Consider the following 11,971-nt stretch of genomic DNA (forward strand, 5'->3'; position numbering starts at 1 on the left):
GAACGGTGAGGGAGGGTGTCATAGATGGCAAATTATATCTAATGGCTTATTATGGCGATGTTTTCATAAATATTAGATTAGCTGGTGTTGGCAAAAATTCCTTTACTGCACGATCAAGCAACCATTGCCCTTAATATTGACCTGAGAGGTATTCCAGTGTATAAATTGCTCTGAATGAGGCCGATTTGATCCATCTAAGTAACAGTCAATTTATTGTTGACATGTCTTTCTTGGTAGGGTAAAATGGCTACAATCCCGTTGTCCTTTCTCTAGCCACATCTCCGGTTATAAAAATTTCAGCACGCCTGGCAAAGTCTCAAATGTTTTCCGGGTGGTCCCTTCAAACTTACCAACTAAAGCTTTCCTGTTCACCTGGTATTTTTCCGACAAATGACCGTGTATAAAGCGACCCATATTTTAAGGACGTCATTTGACTTCATCGGATTGATCGGGAAAAGAATTGGTTTGGTCATTAAATGGGGAGCAACTATTTTGATAAGGGTATAAAAAAGCCCCTCAACTATGAGTGGTTGAGGGGTGCACTTATTAACCGAGAAACGACATGCGTGGTGCCGTTAAAGCAATAAAGGTAATAAATTAAAATTACCAAGCACCTATTTTGGAAGGGGCTGATATAAAAATATGATGGTGCGGGAACATGAAACAAAAAGCCCAGCATCATAAGTCACTGGGCATATCGCTAATTGTTTAGATTCTTAAAAATCCGCCCCAAAATAATAAAATATTATAAAAAGTCCAACATATAGACTGCTGGGCTCGGAATACGAAATCCTTCTAATTGGGATAGATTGGTGTAATGAAGTTACAAATTAAAAACAAAAGTCCAGTAACAGGAATTACTGGGCTACCTAAATTAAACCTTATGAAGGGTTTGCATGCCTGAAGATTAAAGATAGGGATTAAATATAAGAAACCCAACGGCATCCTGCCGCTGGGTTAAAAATCACGCCCCGGGAAGTACCCTGAATGGGCAAAAATAACAAAAATAAATATGGTTCAGAGTATAGATAAAGACAAAAAACCCAATGGATTTCCCCTATCCATTGGGCATGTCTTATCAATAAACTATCTATGATTGATTTAAAGTTAAGCAAAAGATCTTAAAAATAATAAACCCAATAACGAATTCGTCATTGGGTATACTATCTATGAAAACATCCTACTTTGGGGAAGTAGAATATAAGTTCTTAAATATAGAGAATAAAAAATAAAAAGCCCAATAGCTACTATCTATTGGGCCAAATAGTTATAATTTATAAAGCTGAGGAAATAAATATAAAATTAATTAGTGGAAAAATGAAATCAGGTGAAAAGGAAATAAAATGGAAGGAGAGAATTAATGATCTGCTACGAATAATGGGAGCCAATCCAGATCTGATAGAAACATAAGAGTTCTATTTTCCAACTGCATTGAAAGACTTCAAAGTTCGCGGTTTCTGTGGATTGGCAAAGATTATTCACTAACCTTCCTCTTAGCAGTGAGGAAGCGTGTTAAATGCGGAACGAACGTACTACGGGACAGGTTCAATAAAACAGCTAATTACACAAGAATGGTGAATTAACGTTGCGAAATGACAATTGCCCAAATGGAGAAGGTCCGATTATGAATGGCAATAATTTAGGGTAAAATGTTTTACAAGTTTAACTACTAAAAATATATAGCAATTATAAACCATGATAGGAACAGCATGGATAAATAGAAGGGATAAAATCACTAGAAAAGTTTTTCTCACGAGGAACCAGTAATTTTAACCAGCTTTTTTTTAAGAAAATACCAATTGTAAAAAAAAGCAGCGAATGTTAGAAAACTACTGCAGCATTGAACGAGAATTACCACCCTAACCCTAATACATGAAATTCCAATACACACAAAATATCCCCGGACAAATGACCGGTCCGGGGAAAGATACTATCCCAATTAAAAACCGATTATTGGGATTATTTAGCTATTTATGCATTTTACTTAACAACCAATATAAGAAAAGGTTTTTAAATAGTTTACTTTTATGGTGGTTCTCTGGACTTAGGTGGAGGCCATGTAAATCTCAGGCATATAAAATACCTAAGATTGGGTATATCCCGATTTAGGAACTTTTTCTAAATTCGTCCCAAAACCAATTTTATGAAATTAATTAGAATCACCTGCATGGTTGTTTTTACAGTATTGATAGCCATGTTTTTCTCCTGTGAACCAGAGGACAATGAATCCGATATCGAGCCAGCTGCAAGAGCAAATGGAAGATATATCCATACCCAAACGGGACTTATTATAGATATGCATTATGATATTGGTTTAAAATGGGGCTATGTGGAAATAGACGAGGTCGGCACTGCATTTCCTCCTGGCGCAAAGGGATTTCATGTTGTAGCAGACGTCAAATATATGGGGGAGAATCTATGGCAAGGTGAAAACTTCATGTATGTTCCGGGAAGGAATCCCGAATGGAGTTCCAATGGATTTGTTAGAATTTGGAGAGAAAAAGGAAATGGTTTGAGGATCGGTACTCAATTTTATGATAAATTGGAATAAAAATTAGAAAGACGTGGTAAGCTATATCCTACAATAAAAAGTAGATTTTTTATTTTAATTAGTTGCAATAATATGAATGATTTTGAAAAATCGTAGTTATAGCATGCTTCAAAGGGCATAGAATACTCCCAGTGGAGTGTTCTCTAATTAAGACGGCTAAGTTCAATGTGTGCGGTATATGTTAAGGGATGCGGTACGGCTCTGTGCTAAATGGTTGGATATAGGCAATAAATGAAGCCAGTAAATACTTGCTTAGCTGAAAGGATACCAAGGGAACTCAAAACAAAAACCTAATATTAGATTAGGATACAAGAAATCTTTTATTAGATGCCTTAATTGAAAAGTCAATAAGAGACCAAATATGTAATTTTTCATTTTCTCTAATTCTGGGATCTCCAAATCTCTGCTGGATATTCTTTAGGGCTTAACACAAATTCCTGTTTGATTTTCTTTCGTTATTTCCTGTACGACAGGGCTTAATCTGTACTTAATCCAAATTAACTTGTTTTTTGCAAAAATATATTCTCCCCCACATTTAAGATCATCTAGATCAACATTGTATTTTAAATCTCCTTTATATTCCTGGATCAGTAAAGAAGGTTCATTTTCTTAACCTCCTCTACTATCATTCCCTATGAAGTTTTGCATAATTGAGAAAATAAGGAAAGGGAAAAGAGAAGTATCACAATATTGAAATCGATTTTCATTACTTCGAAAATTTGGTTTTACAAATCATTAAATAAAAAAGCCTAAGGATATGATTGACTTTTTGGTACCTTAACATTCTTAATCGACTCAATAATTGGTTCGATATATATAAGATCCTGATCATTACGGGTGTCCAATTTAAATGCAACCTTCTCCGGTATATAAGTTAATCTGTTCTCATCAATATCCAAAATAACTGCAAGCCTCATTCTAGTTTCACTTACACTAAATGTTTCACCATTGATGACAAATGTTTCCATTTCGTTAAATGTTTCATCTTTCTTACATGAACTTAAGCCTAGCAAAAGCAACATGAGTAAATACATGAGTTTTTTCATAAATTAAAACCAGTTAAGACCTTAAAATTAGAAATAAATACAACAGATTTAATTTAAACCTATTTTTTTTTTTTTTTTTCAAATGATACCAATATCGTAGGTGGTTGTCGTGTAATTTTTTAATGTAATTTTGTCCATTCACCTTGAAATGTTTGAATATTAGTCATGCAATTGCCCCAAAGCTTTCACAATTTCTTTAGATAGGCATTCTGGTGAATTTTAATATACCCAAAAGGGTTGCCAAGATCTAAACCGGAACCATGAACTAGGCATGATTTCGATATGCCATAATCCAAAACCTTCAAAAATCAGGTTTAAGTATTATGGAAGTAACAATTCTGATCAGGTTTTTCCCATCCTTTATTTTAAGTTTCTTTAAACCAAAAACATGGAAAACGTTTTCAGCGATTTTCAGCTCTTTGTCTCGCTTAATAATTATACTTCCATAAAAATATTCTATTTCTAAATAGATTCCTTAAATTTAAGTTCTCTACCTAAAGAATTGATTATGAATCCCTCAGAAATCATATCCAAATTGAAAGAACTTCAAGCAAGGGGAGAACACATGGTCTCCATATCGGAATTGTTGGACTTTATTCAGCGGCGAAATGAAGAGCTGCTGTATGGAGTAGACCTTTTTAATGAACAGTTTTCCTTAGACCCACAATTAGTAACCCTTTTAAATGACCATGGAATAAATACGGTAGGTGATTTATGCAGTAAATCCATAACCGATCTATTGAGAATAAAATCTTTTGGTAAAAGGAGGGGCTACCAAATCTATGATTTTCTGAGGCAGTTTAATCTAAAATTGGCTCCCTGAAAAAATCTTCATTATGGAAAAGAAATTAACATCATTATGTTCAAAAAAAGATCACGATTCAGGCGAGGATAAACAATTGAGAAGCTCATCTCAAATCCCGGTTTCCTATATCGCATTAAAATGGACTTTCTTCGGTCAATATTGACACATCTTTACATCCAATTATTTCTTAACCAATAAATAGGCCAGGGAAGGGCTATCGGAAATGCGCCTCATTTCATGGAATGCCAAATCTTCGATATCCTTCTTTATCTGATTGAAGTTTGTGATTACCTGCTCAGTGGTTAGCTGGCGAACGATTGGTATCTTTTTATAATCTTTAATCTCCTTTTCCAATAAATGATGATCATTGATTATGGAACAATGAAATGCTTTGAGCATTATCTTGCTTTTTGGATTGTCGGCAACCATGCCCACAAACTCACCGGAACTCAGCGAAGAGATTTTAGATGCCGGAATAGCATATTCGAGCTGCTTGGAACGACTGATCGAAGTGTCGGCACTGTTCAGCGAATAGCTTTCCCTGTCCTGCAATATCTTTCCGAAACGCTCGGAAAGCTGTTTTGCCGTATCTCCATTTACCTGCCCGGACAACACGTTTCCAGATATGTTCATGATCACGTCGGACTGCTCACGGCCATAATCCTTGCGCAGTTGACTTAGATCCTGAATGGCGATGCTGGTGGAGACTAAATTGTCGCGGGCCGTTGCGATCAGACTATCGATATTATTGAGGTATATTGTTGGAAACTCATCAAAGATCAAGCTTGACTTGATCTTTCCTTTCTGATTGACCAATTTGACCAATCGGTTGATGTACAGGGAAAGCACGGCTCCATAGATCTGAATTTTCTGGGGATTGTTACCCATGGTCACTAATTTAGGCTCCTGCGGGTTATTGATGTCCAAAGTAAAGTCATTTCCCGAAAGGATGTAATATAATTGGGGGGAGGAGAGCCTTGCCAAAGCAATCTTGGCCGATGCAATCTGTCCTTCGAGTTGTTCCATGGCATCATTAAGGTAAGCGTTGATGAAGGGATTGACGAGTACCTCGATTTCCCTATCGGCGCGCAGAAGTGAAAATAAGGAGTCGTAATCTAACTGCAACAGTTCAATGGCATGGGGAAGCGTACAAAATTCCCCCTGTCGATACCGCCGTAAATACCAAATGATGGCCGTCAGGAAATTGATGGGCGACTCGACAAAAAAATCTCCCTGGCGCTTTATCCATTCCCGGTTCAGTCCCAAAAGAATTGTCCGAGCACTTTCCGCTGCATCAGTAATGTCGATCATGGAGCTAGGATCAAGGGGATTGCAACGACTCGACCGGCTCAGGTCATCGAAATTGATGCTGTAAAATTTTAAGGGACTTGCGTTAGTTCTGCAATACTTCAAGTAATGATTATAGGCAATGGTCGTCAAATCATCAAACTTGAAATCATAAATGAACATCGAAAATCCTTTTTGAATATGCTGGCTGATAATATGCCGAATGATGAAATAGGACTTACCTGAACCTGGACTTCCCAGAACCAATATCCCTCGGAATGGATTAATGATGTTGACCCAACTTTTGCGCACCTTATTCTTTAATAGGTAGGTCGCCGGCAGGTTAATGGAATATTCATTTTCCAGGAGTTCTTCATGCTGTGGAAAGGTTTCATTTTCCCTGTTAAAAATGTCGGATTGGACTATTTTAGCAGAAATTACCCTAGTCATCCAAGTACCGCCCATTAGAAAGGTCAAAAAGCCGCAGCTTGCCAGCAACATATATCCATATAACCGAAGCTCATAAGTAAGCGGTATTTGGAAAGCTACATCGCTAAAGAAATATAATAATAACCCGATTAATATATAGGCAATGGGTTTTTGATATGTGATTTTTTCATCTTTTTTTCCTTTTGCACCCATCAAGGAAATCAATAAAAATCCCAGTGCGAGCATCTTCGAGGTCAGCATGCTGCTGAAAAGACCGGTCCTATGCAGCATCAGCATGATGCTATCGGTGAACGCATGTTGCCAACCTAACTCCCTAAACCAATTGTATCCTTTCGCATAGAAGTGAATCAGGAGCAGTCCGATTGCTATCCAACGTGTGAGGTCGACTATCTTTCGAAGTGCCTGTTCATTTTCTCCGGTCTGTAGTGCCATGCTCGGTCATTTAATTTATCTATTGCTCATTTATTATACAACTATTAAATCATCCCTTCTCAAACCATCAATACTGGATTTTTCGCTTCTTCTTTTTCCTACGTTTCTTAAAGGTATGGGGAATGTAATCTGCGGAATCTGGGAAATTGAAAAGTGTTTCAAAAGGGTTCTTAGCTATCGAAACAACCTTCATCGTAATTCCAGGCCTACCATTAACCTTATTTGGATCGGATCGAGCTGGGGCAATATTCAACCTAACGAAAGGACGGTCCTGGTGCTTTATGGAATTCTTCTCAAGGGCTGGATCAGCCAATCGTGCTAATATAGCCTTGGCACTGTATTGCTTGCCAAGCTCGCTTCCATTGAATACGCACTTGTTCTTGTGATCTACATAGGTAATGCCATAAACAACCCCACTGGCGTTTTCTCGGAGCACCACATGAATGGCCTGTCGTTTAAGTCTTTCCTTAAATTCCTCGATATCCTTAAATTGCCCCAGCATGGCCTTATCGATGGAGTATATTATCCGTTCCTTGTGCTGCTTTCGATATGATTGCTTTTGCTCAAAGCGACCCTGTAAATTCTTTAATGTGGGTCTGCTGAATAAATCACTAGCCTTGATTGGGACGCCAACCTTATTACCATGCTCATCCATTAGACGATACAGCAAACCCTTGTTGGTAAAGATCCTAGACCGTTCGCTTCCTCGGTCTGCTAGCACATTGAACTGTCGAAGAATGGCATTCAACTGATGGAGATTACTAAAGCTGTAGGAATTCAGTACCTCCTCCAATACATGCTGAATGGCTGCTCGGGTCTCACTCCGTCCATATTGCACCTTGGCGAGATCAATACCTTTGGGAATATGCGACAACTTCTGCGTACTTTGACCTGCTTTGACCAAATTGAATTCCCGCTCAATCAAAGACCTGATCTTTTCGGATTGGTTGCGGCCCATGTTGTGCATGTCGATGCGACTTCCATCTGAGCGTACCTTGATACTTACTATATGAATATGAGGATGTGCAGCATCAAAGTGCCGGTAAATGAGAAAGGGCTGATCCGAAAAACCGATCCCTTCCATATAACGTTTAGCGATCTCGATCAACCTATCATCAGATAGATCCTTTTCGGTCGGATCAAAGTTCAAGGAAATGTGAACGCTATTGCGCATAACCTTACTGTTTAAAGCAGCTTGTTGCAAGAGCCTATTCAACCGCATGGAGGCATTCATCTGGTGCGCCTCCATCGGATAATTTATAGCGGAGAGGCACCTTGCCACTCCAAGCTCAATTTTGTTTTCATTGTACAAAAATATCCGGCGGATGGAACTTCCAGTCTTGATCACTGCAACCATGTTTCCCCCATCTTTTGAATGAGCAATTTAATCTCCGCTAGTTTATTGGAAAGTAACCTAGCCTGGAGCTGATGATTCAGGATCCAAGGCTTCATATCTGATTGAGGAGAGAAGGTATGCAGCTTCTTTACCGACTGATTGAGATTGATTCCAATGGCATTGAGTTCATTACGAAGCTGAATGAGCAGGGTCATGCTCTCGTCCAAGGACTTATTGCGATAAGACCTTATAATTGGCTTGCCTAACAAAACCGAACGAGCATATTCACTCAGTTTTCTACAGGTTGAACCTCGCCACTGCTGCTCCAATTTATGGAATTCAGAAACTGTTAACCGAACACCAACGATTCTGCTTCTATTTTGATTTTTTCTATCCATTACATTCCCTTTCTGCACAATTCCATCAAAACACCTAAATCCACAAAACCACGAGTTTCGAGTCAAGTTTATTATTGCGGTTGTTTAACAACCGGACATCTTGCCGATTGCAAAAGATACAGCAATCTCTTTGAGTAAATCTAAAACATATATTTTAGAAAAGAATTACCTCAATAAAATTTGAAGATGATTATTCTGAAAAAATACCCTGACAGAGAATAGAAAAAAGTTAATATGATTATTTAATTCAGATTTTAGTTCGTAGGGGAATAGTACCTAATAGACAATAATCTCTTTATCAGTTTTTTACCAACATTCGCTTTCCAGACTCACCGAATCACTCACTGGTTTGATATATGTTTTAGCTGCAATTAATATTACATAAATATAGGAATTTTTCTTAATTCATTGATCCCATTTTCCGCAATAAAATCGGAATTGACATTTTTAAGAACGAATTACAGAAAAATCTACTATCTAAGCCAACACACTTTGTTTCAGCTATTATCCATCGAGCGATTAAATTAAATAAAGGTTTCGTAAATTTATCGAATGATAAAAATTGGATAACGGCTATCAATCTGATAAGAATTCAAGCAGATAACTGTATGAGACTAACTGCACTTAGTTTAGTTACCGATAGACTAGATCTATATAACCGAATTATTAATGGCGAATCTTCAAGAAATATAAAGGATAGCCACGGGAATAAAATGACAGACTACTACCTATCAACTGTTCTGGACAAAAGGTATCCAGGATTTAGATTAAAATATGAAAATTCAAGTGGGTTTATTCATTTTTCAAATGAACATATTGATTTCAATACAGATTTCACAAGATCTGATAATGAATTTGTTATGTCAGTTAGGTTTGCTGAGACTACAGAATTTTCAATTCAGAATAGGGTTGACTATGCTTATAACATGTTTTATTTAGGGAAAAATTTGTATTCAATTTTAAATGGTTATAAGCTTCACATGATCGAATTTATGTGCAATATCAAACACGATATATAAATTTTTAGTGTTAGCATTTGCGTTATAGGGCAATTATTTCCTTAATAATCATTGGAATTCTGCAGATTTAAAGCAGAAAATAGCTCAAAGTGAATAGTAAAGGCAATCTTTCTTAAAATATTGTAATCAGTGATCTAACTAGTATAGAATCTAAAAAAAAGATTTTTTTATTTTGCTGCTGAAAACCATTTTTTAAGTAGTTGTGAGGGATTTTTTAAATTGTATTCGTGAATAAGAGAATCGTAAAGTCCCATGTCCTCTTGCCACCCTTTTTTCAAAAGGTATTCAAAGTTTTCATTATAATCCACTGTGGATACGTTTAAATCAGCATTCCCATTATACCGATTAATCATGTTTACATTGTACGCAATAAGGTCCACGTTATCGTCATTCAGATCACGCATACAAACAAACCTTTTGTCGCTGATACGCTTAATTAAATTTGAGTACATTTTAATAGTTTCTTAAAAAAAATAAAAGCCATTGATAATAAAGTAGTTAAAAACATTCTTTATCACCATCTACTACAGGGTTTAAGATAATTAAAAATTACTTTCCCGTATTCCTTAATATAGATATATTTAACATAAAATGTTTTTATGAACTTTATAGCAGACGATCTAAAATGGACTAAGAACGTTACTAGAGATAAAGGAAAAGCACTAGCATATTCTGAATTTCAAGTTGGTGATACTTTCTACCTCAATTATCCTATTGAAAAAAATAGAATGGGCATATCAAGTGCTAAAAAACCAGTGGTTAATGATTTAATTCTATTAGTTCAAAGTATCAATAGTACGAGCATTGGTATGCCTGGAACATATCTTTCACATATTGTCGCACCTATTGACGACATTGTTATATTTGATGAAACAGATGGGCACCCTGTAAAAAGATTAGTAACCGTTGTTGCTTGTGATACACCATGGGTTTCGAAGCCGAAATACCTGAATTTCCAAGAACCAAATCGAGGATGGACCTGCGATATTGACCTTATCAAACCGAATAAAGGTACAGATATGGTATTACCAGTCAGAGAAAAACAAGAGTTATTATTAGGTTTATTTAAAGAGAAAGATTTAGGTTTAAAAAACATTACAACCATCATAGAACATCCTGGCTGGGATACTGAAAATACTGCGATAGAAGGTGAAGAAAGATATCTTTTAAAAAAACATAAGTACTACGAAAGGGATCAAAGAATAATCAGAAAGAAAAGGAAGAAGCAGAATCATTTGGAAAGCTAACATGTGATGTTTGTTCTGTGAATTTTAGCGATTTATACGGAATTCATGGAAAGGGTTTTATAGAGTGTCATCATATATTTCCAATCGCTAAACATGGAAAAAGAACAACTACCCTTGATGATTTGGCTTTAGTTTGTTCGAACTGTCATCGGATGTTGCATCGAAAAAATATAGATAGCGGATTTTACACAATAGAAGAATTGAAGTCATTGGTGGCTATTCGTCGTAACAATGTTGAAAATCTTTGAACAATCAATGAAATGATATTTATATAATCTTTCTCACAAAACAAAGAAAAACATTAACAATCTAACTGAAATTTACAGTTTTATGTACAAAAATACAGTCAAAAAGAATTACAAATTAGTAAGTGAGCTATCTGAAAGTCAAATTGAATCAGATGTTTCTAATTACCTTGGCTATATAACACCTCTCTGGTCAAAAAGATATCGTTTGAAAGCAGTTAGTGAGCAACAAACAGGTGCAGATAAATTATTTGATAGATTCGTTCCAATATATTTACAATTTAAAGTTTCAGAAGGTCTTTAACCATTAACTAAATCATTTTCATTACTTTCTCCAAACAGAGGCTTACAAAAAATATGAACGTTTCGAAAAAAGAACAATATAAATTCCGACCCGATCCTATATTTTAAGCTACGAAGAAAAGCAAAGGGTGCTACCGATTTTCAGCATAATATTCTGAGGAAATTACATAGCCCACCTATACAATACGCATTTTATGTAGCGCTGCTTACACTTTCTAATAAAGAATACAACGATTTATTAGATGTCAATATTTTGCATCGACTTTTCAATTTTTACCCATTTCATTATAACGATTTGGACATTAGGTCTGGTAATTTTAAGCATGAACTAGGTTTAATACCATATCTTAGATCTCATGTTTCTATACCTTCCCATGAAGAAGTGACAAGCTCGGATCACTATTACTCTTTTACCAAAGGAGGAACAAATATAGCGTGGCATAGTGGTACTATTATTCTAGATGACTATCGTTTATCCACTCAACTTGGTAACATTTTTGAACAAGCTTACAACGAGCGTTACATGGTAAGTCAATACCAATATGTAAATATGATTGACTCAATTAGTCAAGAAGTCCTTTTTAAGGATTTTGATAGACAAGATTCACAAAACAGAATAATACGATTCGCTAGATATTTAAAAGATGAATACAATGTATCTCTATTCTTTTTAGGTAATGTATAGATTAAATCAATTTTAATTATGTGCTACAATTGACAACTAGCAAGTAAATAGAGATTTTAGCATAATCGTCGAATCTGTCTCACAAAACGAACCTAATTTTTTAAAAATTTAAATTTTAAATGGCGTAGAATTATAGAAGTATTTTAGGAATAGTTCCTTTTTAAAAT

General features: G+C 35.9%; 11 protein-coding genes. 7 read left to right on the forward strand and 4 right to left on the reverse strand.

The features are described 5' to 3' along the window. Window positions 1-2,143 precede the first annotated feature (2,143 nt). Entirely contained in the window at window positions 2,144-2,551 is a 408-nt protein-coding gene (locus NLF99_RS15200) for a hypothetical protein (RefSeq protein ID WP_185211806.1), read from the forward strand. A gap of 749 nt (window positions 2,552-3,300) precedes the next feature. Here NLF99_RS15200 and NLF99_RS15205 read toward each other — a convergent pair. Then, window positions 3,301-3,597, reverse strand: a complete 297-nt coding sequence (locus tag NLF99_RS15205; protein ID WP_254529299.1) for a hypothetical protein — start codon at window positions 3,595-3,597, stop codon at window positions 3,301-3,303. 508 nt (window positions 3,598-4,105) lie between these two features. Between NLF99_RS15205 and NLF99_RS15210 the strand changes: the two genes are divergently transcribed. Both NLF99_RS15210 and NLF99_RS19740 read left to right on the forward strand, forming a co-directional pair. After that, window positions 4,106-4,420: a helix-hairpin-helix domain-containing protein gene (locus tag NLF99_RS15210; protein ID WP_254529301.1), complete on the forward strand. Its 315-nt coding sequence runs from the start codon at window positions 4,106-4,108 to the stop codon at window positions 4,418-4,420. A gap of 13 nt (window positions 4,421-4,433) precedes the next feature. Further along, the gene (locus tag NLF99_RS19740) at window positions 4,434-4,565 is read left to right on the forward strand and encodes a hypothetical protein (protein WP_261771997.1); all 132 of its coding nucleotides are present in this window, start codon (window positions 4,434-4,436) and stop codon (window positions 4,563-4,565) included. A 17-nt stretch (window positions 4,566-4,582) separates the two neighbouring features. Here the strand turns inward: NLF99_RS19740 and mobC are convergent, their stop codons facing one another. From mobC to NLF99_RS15225, 3 genes are all read right to left on the reverse strand, one after another. Continuing rightward, complete coding sequence (gene mobC, locus NLF99_RS15215) at window positions 4,583-6,571, reverse strand: conjugal transfer protein MobC (protein ID WP_254529304.1); 1,989 nt, start codon at window positions 6,569-6,571, stop codon at window positions 4,583-4,585. A gap of 67 nt (window positions 6,572-6,638) precedes the next feature. Beyond that, window positions 6,639-7,928, reverse strand: a complete 1,290-nt coding sequence (locus tag NLF99_RS15220) for a relaxase/mobilization nuclease domain-containing protein (protein WP_254529306.1) — start codon at window positions 7,926-7,928, stop codon at window positions 6,639-6,641. After that, window positions 7,916-8,305 (reverse strand): plasmid mobilization relaxosome protein MobC, encoded by a 390-nt coding sequence (locus NLF99_RS15225; protein ID WP_254529308.1) that lies wholly within the window; start codon window positions 8,303-8,305, stop codon window positions 7,916-7,918. The genes NLF99_RS15220 and NLF99_RS15225 overlap by 13 nt, the downstream gene beginning before the upstream one ends. A gap of 608 nt (window positions 8,306-8,913) precedes the next feature. Here NLF99_RS15225 and NLF99_RS15230 point away from each other — a divergent pair. From NLF99_RS15230 to NLF99_RS15240, 4 genes are all read left to right on the forward strand, one after another. Further along, window positions 8,914-9,324, forward strand: coding sequence for a hypothetical protein (locus NLF99_RS15230; RefSeq protein ID WP_254529310.1), 411 nt, complete (start codon window positions 8,914-8,916; stop codon window positions 9,322-9,324). A gap of 599 nt (window positions 9,325-9,923) precedes the next feature. Beyond that, window positions 9,924-10,571, forward strand: a complete 648-nt coding sequence (locus NLF99_RS15235) for a hypothetical protein (protein WP_185217788.1) — start codon at window positions 9,924-9,926, stop codon at window positions 10,569-10,571. Window positions 10,572-10,588: 17 nt separating this feature from the next. Then, a complete protein-coding gene (locus tag NLF99_RS19830) occupies window positions 10,589-10,819 on the forward strand; it encodes an HNH endonuclease (protein ID WP_368041474.1) in 231 nt (76 codons plus the stop codon). Window positions 10,820-10,901: 82 nt separating this feature from the next. Further along, window positions 10,902-11,120 carry a hypothetical protein gene (locus tag NLF99_RS15240; RefSeq protein WP_254529311.1) on the forward strand — a complete coding sequence of 73 codons (219 nt, stop codon included), beginning with the start codon at window positions 10,902-10,904 and terminating at the stop codon, window positions 11,118-11,120. The last annotated feature ends 851 nt before the right edge of the window (window positions 11,121-11,971 follow it).

It is taken from the genome of Sphingobacterium sp. LZ11T8 (assembly GCF_024261425.1).
Lineage (GTDB): Bacteria > Bacteroidota > Bacteroidia > Sphingobacteriales > Sphingobacteriaceae > Sphingobacterium.